This is a genomic window from Streptomyces sp. NPDC002623, from assembly GCF_053592635.1.
In genome coordinates this window covers 65,118-79,783 of record NZ_JBSFWB010000011.1, presented here as the reverse complement: position 1 = coordinate 79,783, position 14,666 = coordinate 65,118, and the positions used below count along the sequence as shown (strand labels likewise).

Sequence of the window (14,666 nt, the reverse complement as noted above, 5' to 3'; positions counted from 1 at the left end):
ACCCCTCTACCTGTCCGTACGACGAAGGCCGGTTCCTGTGACGTGGGTCACGGGAACCGGCCTTCGGTGTACGGGAGTTACACGCCCGCGTACGAGTGCTTGCCGGAGACGAAGATGTTGACGCCGTAGTAGTTGAACAGCCAGCAGCCGAAGGCGATCATGGCCAGGTAGGCGGCCTTGCGGCCCTTCCAGCCGGCCGTGGCGCGGGCGTGCAGGTAGCAGGCGTAGGCGACCCAGGTGATGAACGCCCAGGTCTCCTTGGGGTCCCAGCCCCAGTAGCGGCCCCACGCGTCGCCCGCCCAGATCGCGCCCGCGATGATCGTGAACGTCCACAGCGGGAAGACGGCCGCGTTGACGCGGTAGGCGAACTTGTCGAGCGAGGCCGCGGCAGGCAGGCGGTCCAGCACCGAGTCCGCGAACTTGCCGGGCTTGCCGCCGGTCGCGAGCTTGTTCTCGTACGAGTCCTTGAACAGGTACAGGATCGTGGTGACCGCGCCCACGTAGAACACCGCTCCGCACAGGATCGCGGTGGAGACGTGGATGTACAGCCAGTACGAGTGCAGCGCCGGGACCAGCTGGTCGCTCGCCGTGTAGAGCACGGTGACCGCGAGGCCCAGGTCGAGCAGGACCGAGGTGATCAGGAACAGCCCGAGCCAGCGCACGTTCTTCTTCAGCGCCAGCAGCGTGAGGTACACGCCGACGGCCACCGTGGAGAAGGTGATGTTGAACTCGTACATGTTGCCCCAGGGGGCCCGCTCCACCGAGGCCGCGCGGGCGATCACGCCGCCCAGCTCGACCAGGAACGCGAGCACCGTGAGGGAGACGGCGATCCGGCCGTACATGTCGCCCTGCTCGTCGCCGCCGTGCGCGCCGGGCCCGTCGGGCACGTCCCGCGCGCCGGCCGCGGAGCGCACGACGACCTGCGGGCGCTCCAGAACGGCGGTGCCGCCGTTCTTCTTGACGGTGACGGCCGGGCCCTTGGCCTTGGCCTTCGCCTCGGGCGTGAGCGCGGCGGCGGTACGGCCGACCTTGCTGCGGCTGCCGAGGAGCCACTCCGCGATGTACGCGAAGAAGGCCAGGGTGTAGACGGCCATCGCGGAGTAGATCAGCGTGTTGCTGATGCTCGCGAGATTCTCGTTGGTGGCGGCGGCGAGAGTCATTTCTCAGCCCCTTCGGCAGGTACGGCTTGAGGATCGGAGGAATCGGAGGGATCGGAGGAATCTGTGGGGTCGGGCGCGCCCGGGGCCCGGTCGTAGAGGATCTCGGCGAGGTCGCCGAGTTCCTCGGGCACCTTCGCGGACTCGCTGCGGCCGAGACCGGCCATCTCGACGACCGTCACCCCGTCGTCGCCGCGCACGGCGCGCACCCACACCCGGCGGCGCTGGATGAACAGGGAACCGGCCAGGCCGAAGATCGCGACGGTCGCGCCGCCCAGCGCCCACCCGCTCGCGGGCTGCTGGGTGACCTGGAAGTTCGCCCACTGCCGGGTGCCCTCGTAGGTGATCGAGCCCGCGCCGTTCGGCAGGGTCATGGTCTCGCCGGGCTTGAGGTTCTCCCGCACCTGCGCGCCCTTGGAGTCCTTGAACTCCTTCATGTGCGTCTTGTCGAGCTGGTACACGCTCTGCGGGATGCCCGAGTTGACGCCCAGATCACCGTGGAACGGGGTCAGGTTCAGCACCGGGTTGTTCAGCGCCGGGAACGTCGAGGCGGTCTCCATGCCCTGCGTGTACGTCGGCAGGAAGAAGGCCGAGATGCCCAGCTGCTCGCTGAGCCCCTTGGCGTCCTTGTAGCCGTCGAAGACCTTGATCACACCGGTGGACGTCACATTGGAGTCCAGCGGCAGCAGCGGCACGGCGTCGCTGTAGACGACGTTGCCCTTGCCGTCGCGGACGGTGACGAAGGGCGCGTAGCCGTGCGCGGTGAGATAGACCTTCGAGTCGCCGATCTCCAGCGGCTGGTTGACCTTGACGAGGGTCTTCTGGTCCTTGCCGTAGGCCCCGACGCTGTAGGTGATGGCGGCCTGGTAGACGCGCGGGGTGCCGGTGTTCGGGCCGCTCTTCTCGTAGGTGCCGGTGAACTTGTTCAGGGTGAAGCTGAACGGCGTCAGGTCGTCGGTGCTGAAGAGGGTGCCGGACTTGAAGTCGTCGTAGGAGATGAGGGTGTTGGAGAAGCCGTCGCCCTCGACGACCAGCTTGTTGCCCTCGGTCTTGAAGAGCTGGCCCCAGGCGAAGGCGACCAGCATCACGATCAGCGCGATGTGGAAGGCCAGGTTGCCGACCTCGCGGAGGTAGCCCTTCTCGGCGGCGACGGCGTCCCCGGTGAGCTGCGCGCGGAAGCGGCGTTTCTTCAGCAGGGCGAGCGCGGCCTCACGGACCTGCTCCGGCTCCGTCTGCGTGCGCCACGTCGTGTACGCGGGCAGCCGGGTCAGCCGCCTCGGCGCACCCGGCGGCCGGCCGCGCAGCTGGCCCACGAACTGCCAGGTGCGGGGCACGATGCAGCCGATGAGGGAGATGAACAGCAGGATGTAGACCGAGGAGAACCAGGCCGAGCTGTAGACGTGGAAGAGGCCGAGCCGGTCGTAGATCGGCCCGAGCGTGTCGTGCGCCTGACGGAAGTCGGCGACCTTCGCATCGTCCGTGCCCGACTGCGGGATCAGCGAACCGGGGATCGCGCCGAGCGCCAGCAGCAGCAGGAGCAGCAGCGCGACCCGCATCGAGGTGAGCTGACGCCAGAACCAGCGCGCCCAGCCGAGCACTCCCAGGCCGGGCATGTTCGCGAGCGAGTCGGTGGGCGCGGTGGACAGCTGGGAGCCGGCGGCCCCGAGCTCCTGGTCGTCGGTCTTCGTCCCGTCGACCGGAGTCGTCCCGTCGACCGGGGTCGTCTCGTCGGTCGTCGTGGTCTTGCTCATCGATCAGATCCCCACAGTGAAGCCGGCGGACCAGGACTGGATGTCCTGCACGAGGCGGTCCCACGCACCGGTCAGCAGCAGCAGACCGGTCACGATCATCATCGTGCCGCCGATCCGCATCACCCAGACGTAGTGACGCTTGACCCAGCCGAAGGCGCCGAGCGCCTTGCGGAAGGCGACCGCGGCGACCACGAAGGGCAGGCCGAGGCCGAGGCAGTAGGCGACGGTCAGTATGGCACCGCGGCCCGCGCTCCCCTGCTGGGAGGACAGCGCGATCACGGAGGCGAGGGTGGGGCCGATGCACGGGGTCCAGCCGATGCCGAACAGCGCGCCTATCAGGGGGGCGCTCACCAGTCCGGCGGCGGGCCGCTGATGGAAGCGGAACTCCCGTTGGGTCATCCAGGGCATCAGGCCCATGAAGAAGACGCCCATGATGATCATGAGCACGCCGAGCACCTTGGACAGGACGCCCTGGTTCTCCTGGAGCGTCTGGCCGAAGTAGCCGAACAGGGCCCCGCTGGAGACGAACACCGCGGTGAAGCCGAGCACGAACAGGGAGGCGCCGGCGACCATCCGGCCGCGGCGGGCCTCGGCGAGGTCGGTGCCGGTGACCCCGGTGACGTACGACAGATAGCCGGGGACGAGGGGCAGGACGCACGGGGAGAAGAAGGAGACGAGACCGCCGAGGACGGCGACGGGCAGGGCGAGCAGCAACGCGCCGTTGAGCACGGTGCCGTTGTAGCCGTCCGCGGCGAGCAGGGTGACCGCGCTCACGTCACTTCTCCGCGAGGACGGGAGCGATCATCTTGCGCAGCCGCTCCTCGCTGAGCGCGGCCAGCGAACGGGCGGCGATCTTCCCCTCCCGGTCTATGACCAGCGTGGAGGGGATGGCCTGCGGGTTGAGGGTGCCCTTCTCGAAGCGGAGCATCAGCTTCCCGGTCGGGTCGTACAGACTCGGGTAGGTGATGCCGAACTGCTTGTCGAAGGCGACGGCGTTGGCGGCCTTGGTGTCGCGCGTGTTGATGCCGACGAACTGGACGCCGTCCGCCTGGAGGTCCTGGTAGACCTTCTGAAAGTTGGGTGCCTCCGCTCGGCACGGGGAACACCAGGAGCCCCACACGTTGAGGACGACGATCTTGCCCTTGTAGTCGGCGACGTCGAGCTGCTTGCCGTCGACGGTGTCGCCGGACAGATCGGGGGCCGCGGCGCGCTCCCCCTTCTCCGCGGTGGAGATGCCGTCCTTGCCCATCACGAAGTTGGTGTCACCACCTCCCCCGGCGGTGCCGCCAGAGGTGCACGCGGACAGCAACAGTGCGGCGACGGCTCCGCCGGCGGCCGTGGTCAGGGCGGCACGGCGCGAGCGGATCGAGGAGGTCGAGCACAGGGGGGCGCGGCTGGCGGCACTCATGTGAAAAGTTTCGCATGCCCGTTCTGAGGATCTTGCGCACCCCCCTTGCGGGCGGAAACCCGCATTTCAGGCGGCGGATGCGGAGGGGTCGGCGGAGCCGGAGGAACCGGAGGAGCCGGGGGTGTTGTTGTCCTTGAGGAACGCCTTCCAGCCGGCGGCCGGCTGCTGCCCGACGTCGAGGGTGCGCAGCTGCTCCAGCACCTCCGGCTTCTGGACGTCCATCCAGTCCACGAACTGCCGGAAGGAGACCAGCCGGACGTCCGCGCCCTTCTCCTTCTCCGCCGCGATGTACTTGAAGGACTCCTCGACGGCGTCCATGTAGATGCCGCCGTTCCACTGCTCGAAGTGGTTGCCGACGAAGAACGGCGCACGGTTCGACTCGTATGCCCGCTTGAATCCCTGTATGTACGCCTGTGCGGACTGCTTGCGCCAGCCGGGGTAGTTGTGGCTGGGCGCCTTCGTCGTGTTGATCGACTGGTTGGCGAGCATGTTGTAGTCCATCGACAGGACCTCGAAGCTACGGCCGGGGAACGGTATCTGCTGCAGCGGCAGATCCCAGATGCCGTCCTTCTTCTGCGGCCACACCTGACGCCCGCCCGGCGAGGAGGCGTCGTAGCGCCAGCCGAGGGCGCGGGCCGTGGGCAGCAGGTTGTCCTGGCCGAGGAGGCAGGGCGTGCGGCCGCCGATCAGTTCCTTGTCGTAGTCGAAGGGCAGCGCGGCCTCCTCCGTCCAGCCGGTGTTGGTCCGCCAGTTCTTCACGAACGACTTCGCCTGGTCGATCTCGCTGCGCCACTGCTTGGCCGTCCAGTTGCCGACCGTCCCGTGCCCGGAGCAGAAGTGCCCGTTGAAGTGGGTGCCTATCTCGTGACCCTCGAGCCAGGCGCGGCGGATGTTGGTGAGCGTCATCCTGACGTGCTCGTCGGTGAGGTAGCCGATGTCGGAGGCGCCGCGCGGGTTGTTCGGCGGGTCGTAGAGCCGCTTCTTCGACTCGGGCAGCAGATACAGCCCGGAGAGGAAGAAGGTCATGCTCGCGCCGTGCTCCTTGGCGAGGTCCAGGAAGCGCGGGAAGAGGCCGTTGCCGACCTCGCCGGCGCCGTCCCAGGAGAAGACGACGAACTGCGGCGGCTCCTGGCCGGCCTCCAGCGGCACGGGCTTGTCCGGCTGGTGGGGCTGCTTGCCGGTGAAGGAGGTGGAGCCGTCGCCGAGGGGGCGCGCGGTGGCCTTGGGGCTGCCGGAGGGACTCTTGCTCGATCCGCCCGACTTCGAGCCGTCGGCGGGGCTGGGGTCCGAGCTCGTGAGACTGCCGCAGCCCGTGAGTCCGGCAGCGGCGGCGGCACCGGCACCGAGCCCCAGTGCTCCCCTTCGCGTGATCGTGCGCATGGCGTCCTCGTTCGTCAGTGCCTCTGGTGGTCACCCATTCAGAGGACACGACGAACGAGGGGGTTCCGCCGGTTGTTCCGGATTCGGTAACAGACAATCCGATTTAAGCCACGAGGTGGGAGGGGTGGTGAAGGTCGTGGAGGAAGGTCGGGGCCAGGGCCGGTGGTCCTACGCCCCGAAGGCCTTGCTCTTGCCCTTCGCGTGCTTGGCGCCGGCGCGCAGATGGACCGGCACGAGGTCGATGGCCGGCTCCGCGTAGCCGACGGACACGATCCGGTCGCCCTGGTACGTGAAGGTCGTCAGCGAGGCGAGCGTGCACTGCCGCTTGCGCGGGTCGTGCCACAGCCGCCGCCGCTCGACGTAGGACCGCACGATCCAGATCGGCAGCTGATGGCTGACCAGCACGGCCTCGTGGCCGCGTGCCGCGTCCTTGGCCGCGTCGAGCGCGCCCATCATGCGGACGACCTGGTCCACGTACGGCTCGCCCCAGGACGGCTTGAACGGGTTGACGAGATGCTTCCAGTTCTCCGGGTTCTTCAGGGCGCCGTCGCCCACCCCGAAGGTCTTGCCCTGGAAGACGTTGTCGGCCTCAATGAGCCGCGGGTCGGTGGCCAGGTCCAGACCGTGCGCCTTGGCGATCGGCGTCGCCGTCTCCTGCGCCCGCTCCAGCGGGGACGCGCAGACGTAGGTGACGTCGCGGGGCGCGAGGTGCTCGGCGACCCGGTCGGCCATCTGCCGGCCCAGCTCGGAGAGGTGGTAACCGCCGAGCCGGCCGTAGAGGACGCCGTCGGGGTTCTCGACCTCGCCGTGCCGCATCAGGTGGACGACGGTGAGGTCGCTGTTGCTCTTGGGGCTGGTCATGCTGCTGTGGCCTCCGCAGCCGCTCGGGCCGCCGCCGGAAGGGCGTCGGCGATTCTCTGGACGGCCGCGTCGTCGTGGGCCGTGGACACGAACCAGGACTCGAAGGACGACGGCGGCAGATAGACGCCGTTCGCCAGCAGCGAGTGGAAGAAGGCGTTGAAGCGGAACGACTCCTGCGTCCTCGCGTCCGCGTAGTTGCGGACGGGCCGGTCCGTGAAGAAGACGGAGAACATGTTGGAGGCGCTCTGCAGCGTGTGCGCCACGCTCTCCTTGGTCAGCGCCTCCGACACCAGCGACTGGATCCGGGTGGAGACGGTGTCGATCTTGGCGTACGCGTCCTCGTCGAGCAGCCGCAGCTGGGCGAGCCCGGCATTGGTGGCGACCGGGTTCCCCGAGAGCGTGCCGGCCTGGTAGACGGGCCCGGCGGGCGCGAGGTGCGCCATGATGTCGGCCCGCCCGCCGAAGGCGGCCGCGGGGAAGCCGCCGCCCATGACCTTCCCGAAGGTCATCAGATCCGGCCGCACCCCGTCGATCCCGAACCAGCCGCTCCGACTGGTCCGGAACCCGGTCATGACCTCGTCGGAGATGAAGAGCGCGCCGTTGTTCGCGCAGGCGTCCTTGAGCCCCTGGTTGAACCCGGGCAGCGGCGGCACGACGCCCATGTTGCCCGGCGAGGCCTCGGTGATCACACAGGCGATCTCACCGGGATGCCGGTGGAAGGCCTCCTGCACGGCTTCCAGGTCGTTGTACGGCAGGACGATGGTGTCGGCGGCCTGCGCACCCGTGACACCGGGGGTGTCGGGCAGCGCGAAGGTGGCCACCCCGCTCCCGGCCGAGGCGAGCAGCGAGTCCACATGCCCGTGATAGCAGCCGGCGAACTTGATCACCTTGGCGCGCCGGGTGAACCCACGGGCGAGCCGGATGGCCGACATGGTGGCCTCGGTGCCGCTGGAGACGAGCCGCACCTGCTCCAGGGGCGCGATGCGCTCGACCATCTCCTCGGCGAGCGCGACCTCGCCCTCACCGGGGGTGCCGAAGGAGGTGCCGCGGGAGACGGCGTCCTGAACGGCGGCGATGACCTCGGGGTGGGAGTGCCCGAGGATCATGGGACCCCAGGAGCAGACCAGGTCGACGTACTCCCGCCCGTCGGCGTCGGTCAGATACGGCCCCGTACCGGACACCATGAACCGGGGCGTTCCCCCCACGGCGCGGAAGGCACGCACCGGGGAGTTCACCCCGCCGGGCGTGACGACGGACGCACGGTCGAACAGGGCCTGCGAGACAGGCGCATCGTATGAATAGGGCAGTTCGCTCATGACCTGCGGCTTCTCCGACCTTCTCCGACTTGCTGGGCTCCGGTGCCAATGACCTCCCAGGGTAGGCCAGCGGCTACGAAGGCAGCCGAGCCCCGCCCCCGGGCCGACGTCGGGCCGGCGTCGGGCCGAGGGAGGCCGGGGCCCCTTCCCCTCCATCCTCCACTCGGCCATCTGCGAAACTGAGTCGGAACGGGCCTGATAGACGTAGCTCACACCGACCGTGTGTCGAGGGGCTGCGAAGATCCTGCGGACAGGTGTTTCAACGCACGTTTCGGCGAGCGGCCGTGGGGGAGGTCACTGACACGATGATCGGGTTGCGCGGCGGGACCACGCGGCCTAGAAAAGCAGTCGGGTGGAGATATGCATCGCGGTGGCGGACTGGGCGAGGGGACTGACGATCTGGGTCCTCGACGTGCCCAGCGGGGAAGGCACCGGCGCGACGCGGAGGAAGCAGGCGAAGCGCGTCGGACACAGGCACAAGATGTACCGAACGAGCCCGAACGGATCGACCGGCGCGTTGACCAACGGGTCGACCGCCTCCGGGCGGGGAGCAGGAATGGTGGTCGGGTGGGGGTGACGTACAAGTACTTCGGCGCGCCGGACGGCGCGACCGCGGCCCGTGTGCCGATCTCGATGCGCCCCGAGGAACTCGGCGGCGACGAGCTCGGCATGAACGGCATGTTCACCAAGATCAAGCCGGAGACGATGGCCGCGATGGTCCTGACCGGCATCGAAGGCGTCCCGCTCCACAAGGTGCCCCCGCTGGAACTGGTCGTCCTGCACCCCGACTACGCGGTCGTGAAGCTCCCCATGACGGTGGTCGACCCGCTCCGCGACATCGGCGAGGAAGCGGTCGGCGCGGCCGCCTTCATCTGGTCCACGGTCCCGGACCGCGGCGGCCCCCGAGACGCGTTCAACGTCTACCAGCTGCTCCACGAATGGCAGGACTTCAGCCACCGCCTGCATGAGGCGGGGCATCAGCCTTATTGCCTGGTGTGGCCCTGAGCTGGGGTTTCAGTAGTAGCGGGCGAGGTCTTCGGGCCTCGCCCTTTTCGTCATCACGACCGTGCCCGACCGTCGCCTTCCGTCCTGGGCGCCTGCGGCTTGCGGTGCTTGCCGGTGCCGGATCCGAGTGGCTTCGGCAGCGGCCCAGGGGTCGGGGGCTCGATGGCCTGCGGGTAGAGGACGGCCTTTGCTTCGGCAAGGTCGGCGGCGAACCCGTACGGCTCCCAGGTGTGTCCGTTCCACCGCTCGATGGCTCGGGGCGCGTCCGGGTTCAGATGCGACCCCCTCGGGCCGTCACCGGAGACGACAGGCACGGCGCGAAGTCGGCCGACCTTCGCGTCCCGGCGTTCCGCCCAGTCCTCCAGCGGTTCGTCGTCCATCCTGGGCGTTCCTCCCGTCGGTGGTGGCTGTCTGCTGCCTCAGGAGGGTAGCGGCCACTGCGGGCCGCTCGGATTCCCCAGCCAGGCCACCTGCGCATCTCGGGACACCGTCAACCCGAACGCGGCGGCGCTCGGCGAGCCGTACTCCTCCCAGGTGGCCGCTGCCGACTCGATCGCGTCCCAGAGGCGGCGGGGGCCGCCCTGGCGGACCTGCCAGCCGCCGTCCGTGGGAGCGAGGACGGCGAAGGAATCGGTACCGCTGTCCAGTAGAAACGTGCTGACCGGGCCGCCGTCGACCGCCATCGAGAAGAAACGGGCGTCCGGTGCCGCGAGCTGCGCCATGAACGCCGACCCGGAGCTGGTGAGAACCTCTGGCCCGCGTACGGCTCTCCGTGCCGTCCCGTCGTCGGGGCCCGGCACCATGCCGAGGTTCTCCGGTGCGTCCTGCTGGCGGGCGATCATGAAGCTTGGGTCGTCCTCGCTGAACCAGCCGCTCGCGCTGTCACCCGTGACGATGAGCTTGACCAGACCGAGGGAGCGCATCCAGCCGCGAAGGGTGGTGAGGATGACGCCGCCCGGCCGGACCTGTTCCAGCCAGGCGGGCGGGATGCTGCGGAAGCCGCACGTGGCGATCAGGCGGTCGTACGGGGCTCCGTCGGGGTGGCCGGCGCGGCCGTCCCCCACCAGCAGGTGGGGGGTATGACCGGATCCGGTGAGGGCGTGGCCGGCCCGTCGGGCCACGCCCTCGTCCGTCTCGATCGAGGTCACGCCCTCGCTACCGAGCCGGTGACACATCAGTGCTGTCGAGTAACCGGTTCCAGTGCCGATCTCCAGCACATTCATGCCGTCCTGCACATCCAGGTCCTCGAGCATCCGGACCACGAGGCTCGGCAACGTCGACGACGAGGTCGGGGCCGCGTTGCTGATCGGCTTCGGATCGGCCCAGTCGATGTCCCGGCCATCGAACTGAGTCATCCATGTCTCGTCGGTGTAGACGAGCCGGAGCCAGTCCTCCTTGCCGACCGTCTCCGGTGTAACCGGCTCCCAGGTAGTGACGCCCGGGGCACGGCTCTCCCGGTAGAAGCGCGGGATGAATCTGTGGCGGGGCACAGCCTCCACGGCGACCCGCCACTGCGGCGAGCGCAGCCAGCCGTCCTTCTCCAGTTGTCGGGCGAGCCGGCGCCGGAGATCGGCTGCGGCTGCCTCGATGTCGGTTTCACTAGCCACGGAGTCCTCCTTCCAGGAGATCGGCGAGTGCGGCAGTCATCGGCAGACCGGTCGGCGACTCCATCCATGCCCACTGCCCGGAAGGATTGCACTCGATGAAGATCCACTCGCCGCGGTCGGTCAGAGCGAAGTCGAACGCCCCGAAGACGAGCCCGAAGTGCTTCAGATAGGCACGCATGGCCTGCTCCACGGCAGGTGGCGCGATCAGGGGCAGGTACGTGTGAGTGCCGTAATCCGTACGCCAGTCGAGGAGACCGGACTCGATCCGCACGGCGAAGACCCGCGCACCGATGACCGTGACCCGGACGTCCGCGACCTTGTCCACACGCTTCTGGAACAGGTGCATGGTGCCGGCCACTGACTCGTCGATCTCGTCGGCGGTCACCTCGGTCACGGGAACCGTCTGGGCCTCGCCGTCGACCAGGTAGAGCGGCACCGAGATGGGTTTGAAGATCGCCGGGCCGTGCGCCTCGATGAACGCCCGAGCGTCGTCAGGCACGTTGGTGATCAGTGTGGGCGGCAGGGTGAAGCCGGCCGCCGCCGCAGCAGCGAGCCCGGATGGCTTGTACTCGGCATCGCCGATGCGATTGGGGTGGTTGACGTAAAGGCAGCCAGGCAGAGAGGCCAGGATGCCGCCGAGCCCGTAGCGCGCTTGGGCCACGGCGAATCGCTCGTCCTGCTTGTCGAGGTGGGGGAAGGCAAACCCGGAGGGGCGCCGGTAGTACACGGAACGCACCGCGCCCAGGTCGGCACGTCGGCTCGGGGTCTGCACGCTTCCCCGCCATCTGTCAGTGCCGCCGATGGCGGCCGAACACGACAGAGTGGCGGGGAAGTCACCGGAGTCGAACCGCACGACCGGGACACCCCGGTCGTGCAGCTCGGCGATCACGAAGTCCGCAGTCGGGTCGTCGAGGTTGGTGACGACCAGGACCGGACGATCGTCGTTCGTCACCACGGTCACTGGTCGGTGTCGTTCCCCGTATCGCTGTCCGGGGAGTCGCTATTGCGGTCACCCTGGCCCGTAGTGCCGGTCGCCGGATTCGTGCCGGAGGACGTGCCGTGGCCCGGGGACATGGTGGGCGCCCCGGAAGTGTCGAAGTACCGGGCGGTCTGCGTCTCCGGATCCAGTGTCACCGTCGCGTAGGCGGGGCCCTCGACGGGCGGGTACGAAGCGATGCGACGCAGAGCCCACGGGGCCACGGTCAGATGCCCCTGTGGGAGCGGGCTGCCCGTGGGAAAGCGATCCATGTGGTTGAACACGGTCTTCCTTCCTGTCGGAAGTTCTTGTCCTTCGTGTGACTTGCTCACCCGCACGGCATCGAGGAACGCGGTCCTGCTTGTGCGGGAGTCTCGGGGGCGCCGGGAAGAAGAGGCGCCGGGGCCTACGTCGAACCCGGACCGGGATTCCGGAGTCCGCCCAGGACCCGTTGAAGGAGGCTGATGTCCGGTGCGCGGGCCTCGACCGCCAATCGGACGTCGCCGTACCAGCGGCTGAGCTGCTGCCGCCACGCGATCTCGGCACGCTGCACCTCGGCGCGGATTTCGCTGAGAGCCAGTCCTGACTCGACGCGAAGCCGCACAAGGTCGGGGGAAGTTATCCGGACCGGCTCTGGAACAACCACCGCGCCGACCTCGTCAGACGGACGCGCCGGGCCGAAGGACAACTCCACGCACGCGTCCGGGAACGGGTCGCCGACAAGCTCCTCCGAGGTCAGGAGCCGTAAGGAGATACGCGAGATCAGCATGCGGCCGACACCCGCAGCTCTGCCCAGACGAGTTTGCCCCAACGATCCAGGTCGTAGCCCCACCGCCAGCTCAGCGACTCCACCAGAAGCAGACCTCGGCCGCCCTCGGAGTCACCCTCAGGGCAGCCCTGTTCCGGGGTTTCTCGGCACTTGTCGGCAACGCCGATCCGAATCACTTCGGCCGACTCGCGCCGAATCACCACACGGATCACGCGACAGGGCGTGTGGCCGACGGCATTGCTGATCAGCTCGGAAACGATCAGAGTGCCCACCTCGGCCAACTCGTCTATGCCCCAGGTGTCCAGAGCCGCAGAGACCAGCAGACGCGCGCGGCGCGCGGACTCCGGCTCGCACGGCATCGTCTCGGTGTAGCCCGGGACACCGGTCGCTGTTGGTTTGGCGGCGGTCTTGGTCAAGGGGTCATCCCTCCGAGGCTGGGACGCCGGCCCCGCAACGGGTGCACAGGGGGCGGGCTTTCCTCCACGCCATCGAGAGGCAAGAAGGGGAATCTCGCCTGCTCAACGGCTGGTACCGAGTCAACGGCCCGTGGCCGACGGCGAACAGGAAATGTCGTGCCTCGCCGTACCTCCGCGAACCGGAAGACTTTACGCTCCGATGACCTCGGGTCTGGTTCGGCCAGTGACCACAGGGCTACGGTCGGTCCATGGGAGCGAACGCCATCCTCAAGAGCCGGATGGAGGAACTCGGGCTCACCCAGGAAGAATTGGCTGGTCGGATGAACGCTGCGCTGGCAGAGATCACCGGCAGGCCCGGTGACGTCTCCGACCGCACAATCCGCAACCTCCTCAATGGGACCTCCCGCCGCCCCATCGGACGCACCTGTGCAGCCCTGGAGCGAGTGTTCGGTTGTCCCGTCGAGGACTTAGGGTTCAGCGCACCACGCACCATGCAACACCCGCAGGAGGACCCCGTGCGGCGTCGCACTTTCCTCACCTCAACGACCGGGAGCGCGGCCGCCGCTGTTCCCTTGGTGGCCCAACGCCGAACGGTCGGCATGTCGGACGTGGCCCGGGTCGCTGCCGGGATGAACGCCCTTGTCGAAGCCGACGACCGCCAGGGCGGACACACGGAACTGGAGAAGGCCGCCTCCCAGGGCCGCAACAGGGTCCTGGAGCTACAGCAGCGCAACGCCGGCGAACGTGTCCGCCGAGCCCTGTACGCACTGGCCGCCGAGTACACCACCATCGCCGCCTGGTCCTGCATCGACGCCCGCAATCTCGACCAGGCCCAGAGCTACCTGAACGAATCAGCGACATACGCCGGCCTCTCCCAGGACGGCCCCACCGAAATGCGGGTCTGGGTCAACCTCTCGATGCTTGCCTACCAGCGACAGAACTGGCCCGAAGCGCTCGCGGCAGCTCAGGCCGCGCAAGCCTCCTCAGCAGCTCGCCGAGACCCGTTCTTCGACTCGCTGGGCCGAGTCCGCGTCGCTCTCGCATACGCGGCCCTCGGTGACGGGCATGCGGGCCTGCGCTCTCTGGGATCGGCCCAGGACGCCTTCACCAGGGTGGCCGACCGCGAGCGCCCACGCTGGACGGCTTTCTACGGGCAGGCCGAACTCGACCACCTCGCCGCGATCGTCCAGTTCAACAGCGGACGCCACCCTCATGCCGAAGCCATGGCACACCGCGCTCTGGCCAGGATTCCGACCTCCTTCCGGCGCAACAGAGCCCTCGCGACCGCCCAGCTCGCCCTCGCGCAGCTCCATCAGGGAGAGGCCGAACAGGCCACGGCCTCAGCCACCGACGTCTTCACGATCATGGATGGCGACCCACTGCCCGGCCGTATGCGCACCCTCATGGGCGACTTCCACCGAAGCCTGTTCGTCATGGCCCCCTCCGCCTCCTACGCACGAGACTGGGCAGACCGTGCGCGAACCGAAAGGAGCCGAGTGTGACCGAACTGCGTCACTTCCAGCACGGAAATCTTCCCGAAGGCTTCCGGCAGATGCTCATCGTCGTACACGCCGACGCCTACGCCGACCAGATGGACGACCCCTTCCACCAGCGCTTCGCCTGGTTCGTCGACCACTGGACCGGCATGGACGGCTTCTCCTGCGTGGTGGCGTACGACGAAGACGAACCGGTCGGCTTCGCCTACGGCGCCCCCCTCGCACCGGGCCGAGAATGGTGGCGCTCCACCACATACGAGCCGAACAACGGCTACTCCTCCACCTACGCGGTCTCCGAGGTGATGGTGCGTCCGAGTTGGCGCAAGCAGGGCATTTCCGATCGTCTCCACGAAGCCTTGCTGAAGGAGCGCACCGAAGACCTCGCAGTACTCCTGGTCGACGTGACCCACCCCAAGGTGCAGGTGCTCTACGAGTCGTGGGGGTACTCCAAGGCGGGCGAACAACAACCCTTCGCCGACTCACCGGTGTACGCAGTCATGATCAAGGGCCTCCGAAGCTGAGCG

At 68.4% G+C, this 14,666-nt stretch carries 16 protein-coding genes and 1 pseudogene; 4 read left to right on the top strand and 13 right to left on the bottom strand.

What is annotated here, in order from left to right; all coding sequences use genetic code 11:
* Window positions 1-77: 77 nt before the first annotated feature.
* The 7 genes from ccsB to hemL form a co-directional block, all read right to left on the bottom strand.
* The gene (gene ccsB, locus ACWD4O_RS21265; RefSeq protein WP_451281848.1) at window positions 78-1,160 is read right to left on the bottom strand and encodes a c-type cytochrome biogenesis protein CcsB; all 1,083 of its coding nucleotides are present in this window, start codon (window positions 1,158-1,160) and stop codon (window positions 78-80) included.
* Window positions 1,157-2,908: a cytochrome c biogenesis protein ResB gene (resB, locus tag ACWD4O_RS21260; RefSeq protein ID WP_451281846.1), complete on the bottom strand. Its 1,752-nt coding sequence runs from the start codon at window positions 2,906-2,908 to the stop codon at window positions 1,157-1,159. The genes ccsB and resB overlap by 4 nt, the downstream gene beginning before the upstream one ends.
* Before the next feature lie 3 nt (window positions 2,909-2,911).
* Complete coding sequence (locus ACWD4O_RS21255) at window positions 2,912-3,682, bottom strand: cytochrome c biogenesis CcdA family protein (protein ID WP_451281844.1); 771 nt, start codon at window positions 3,680-3,682, stop codon at window positions 2,912-2,914.
* A 1-nt stretch (window position 3,683) separates the two neighbouring features.
* Entirely contained in the window at window positions 3,684-4,316 is a 633-nt protein-coding gene (locus ACWD4O_RS21250) for a TlpA family protein disulfide reductase (protein ID WP_451281842.1), read from the bottom strand.
* Window positions 4,317-4,382: 66 nt separating this feature from the next.
* A complete protein-coding gene (locus ACWD4O_RS21245; RefSeq protein WP_451281840.1) occupies window positions 4,383-5,696 on the bottom strand; it encodes a hypothetical protein in 1,314 nt (437 codons plus the stop codon).
* Window positions 5,697-5,864: 168 nt separating this feature from the next.
* Entirely contained in the window at window positions 5,865-6,557 is a 693-nt protein-coding gene (locus tag ACWD4O_RS21240) for a histidine phosphatase family protein (protein ID WP_451281838.1), read from the bottom strand.
* Window positions 6,554-7,873: a glutamate-1-semialdehyde 2,1-aminomutase gene (hemL, locus tag ACWD4O_RS21235; protein WP_451281837.1), complete on the bottom strand. Its 1,320-nt coding sequence runs from the start codon at window positions 7,871-7,873 to the stop codon at window positions 6,554-6,556. Before hemL ends, ACWD4O_RS21240 begins: the two co-directional genes overlap by 4 nt.
* 567 nt (window positions 7,874-8,440) lie before the next feature.
* Between hemL and ACWD4O_RS21230 the strand changes: the two genes are divergently transcribed.
* Window positions 8,441-8,878 (top strand): hypothetical protein, encoded by a 438-nt coding sequence (locus tag ACWD4O_RS21230; RefSeq protein ID WP_010353923.1) that lies wholly within the window; start codon window positions 8,441-8,443, stop codon window positions 8,876-8,878.
* Between the two features lie 53 nt (window positions 8,879-8,931).
* Here the strand turns inward: ACWD4O_RS21230 and ACWD4O_RS21225 are convergent, their stop codons facing one another.
* The 6 genes from ACWD4O_RS21225 to ACWD4O_RS21200 all read right to left on the bottom strand — a co-directional run bounded on the left by ACWD4O_RS21225 (window position 8,932) and on the right by ACWD4O_RS21200 (window position 12,646).
* Window positions 8,932-9,258 (bottom strand): DUF6087 family protein, encoded by a 327-nt coding sequence (locus ACWD4O_RS21225; protein ID WP_451281835.1) that lies wholly within the window; start codon window positions 9,256-9,258, stop codon window positions 8,932-8,934.
* A gap of 39 nt (window positions 9,259-9,297) precedes the next feature.
* Window positions 9,298-10,485 (bottom strand): ATP-grasp peptide maturase system methyltransferase, encoded by a 1,188-nt coding sequence (gene tgmC, locus ACWD4O_RS21220; RefSeq protein ID WP_451281833.1) that lies wholly within the window; start codon window positions 10,483-10,485, stop codon window positions 9,298-9,300.
* The gene (tgmB, locus tag ACWD4O_RS21215; RefSeq protein WP_451281831.1) at window positions 10,478-11,446 is read right to left on the bottom strand and encodes an ATP-grasp ribosomal peptide maturase; all 969 of its coding nucleotides are present in this window, start codon (window positions 11,444-11,446) and stop codon (window positions 10,478-10,480) included. Before tgmB ends, tgmC begins: the two co-directional genes overlap by 8 nt.
* On the bottom strand, window positions 11,443-11,745 hold the full coding sequence (tgmA, locus tag ACWD4O_RS21210; protein WP_451281829.1) for a putative ATP-grasp-modified RiPP: 303 nt from the start codon (window positions 11,743-11,745) through the stop codon (window positions 11,443-11,445). Before tgmA ends, tgmB begins: the two co-directional genes overlap by 4 nt.
* 122 nt (window positions 11,746-11,867) lie before the next feature.
* The gene (locus ACWD4O_RS21205; RefSeq protein ID WP_451281827.1) at window positions 11,868-12,230 is read right to left on the bottom strand and encodes a hypothetical protein; all 363 of its coding nucleotides are present in this window, start codon (window positions 12,228-12,230) and stop codon (window positions 11,868-11,870) included.
* Window positions 12,224-12,646 carry an ATP-binding protein gene (locus ACWD4O_RS21200; protein WP_451281826.1) on the bottom strand — a complete coding sequence of 141 codons (423 nt, stop codon included), beginning with the start codon at window positions 12,644-12,646 and terminating at the stop codon, window positions 12,224-12,226. Before ACWD4O_RS21200 ends, ACWD4O_RS21205 begins: the two co-directional genes overlap by 7 nt.
* A 248-nt stretch (window positions 12,647-12,894) precedes the next feature.
* On the opposite strand from ACWD4O_RS21200, the pseudogene ACWD4O_RS21195 reads away from it, so the two are divergent.
* The 3 genes and pseudogenes from ACWD4O_RS21195 to ACWD4O_RS21185 form a co-directional block, all read left to right on the top strand.
* Window positions 12,895-13,104 (top strand): annotated as a pseudogene (locus ACWD4O_RS21195) (helix-turn-helix domain-containing protein); the annotation flags it as partial.
* 57 nt (window positions 13,105-13,161) lie between these two features.
* The gene (locus ACWD4O_RS21190) at window positions 13,162-14,148 is read left to right on the top strand and encodes an XRE family transcriptional regulator (RefSeq protein ID WP_451282147.1); all 987 of its coding nucleotides are present in this window, start codon (window positions 13,162-13,164) and stop codon (window positions 14,146-14,148) included.
* 50 nt (window positions 14,149-14,198) lie between these two features.
* Window positions 14,199-14,663, top strand: a complete 465-nt coding sequence (locus ACWD4O_RS21185; RefSeq protein WP_451282146.1) for a GNAT family N-acetyltransferase — start codon at window positions 14,199-14,201, stop codon at window positions 14,661-14,663.
* Window positions 14,664-14,666 lie beyond the last annotated feature (3 nt).

Excerpts from the sequence above, each read along its gene's own strand:
- ccsB (WP_451281848.1), bottom strand. The coding sequence starts at position 1,160 with ATGACTCTCGCCGCCGCCACCAACGAGAATCTCGCGAGCATCAGCAAC.
- resB (WP_451281846.1), bottom strand. The coding sequence starts at position 2,908 with ATGAGCAAGACCACGACGACCGACGAGACGACCCCGGTCGACGGGACG.
- ACWD4O_RS21250 (WP_451281842.1), bottom strand. The coding sequence starts at position 4,316 with ATGAGTGCCGCCAGCCGCGCCCCCCTGTGCTCGACCTCCTCGATCCGC.
- ACWD4O_RS21245 (WP_451281840.1), bottom strand. The coding sequence starts at position 5,696 with ATGCGCACGATCACGCGAAGGGGAGCACTGGGGCTCGGTGCCGGTGCC.
- ACWD4O_RS21240 (WP_451281838.1), bottom strand. The coding sequence starts at position 6,557 with ATGACCAGCCCCAAGAGCAACAGCGACCTCACCGTCGTCCACCTGATG.
- hemL (WP_451281837.1), bottom strand. The coding sequence starts at position 7,873 with ATGAGCGAACTGCCCTATTCATACGATGCGCCTGTCTCGCAGGCCCTG.
- ACWD4O_RS21225 (WP_451281835.1), bottom strand. The coding sequence starts at position 9,258 with ATGGACGACGAACCGCTGGAGGACTGGGCGGAACGCCGGGACGCGAAG.
- ACWD4O_RS21205 (WP_451281827.1), bottom strand. The coding sequence starts at position 12,230 with ATGCTGATCTCGCGTATCTCCTTACGGCTCCTGACCTCGGAGGAGCTT.
- ACWD4O_RS21185 (WP_451282146.1), top strand. The coding sequence starts at position 14,199 with ATGCTCATCGTCGTACACGCCGACGCCTACGCCGACCAGATGGACGAC.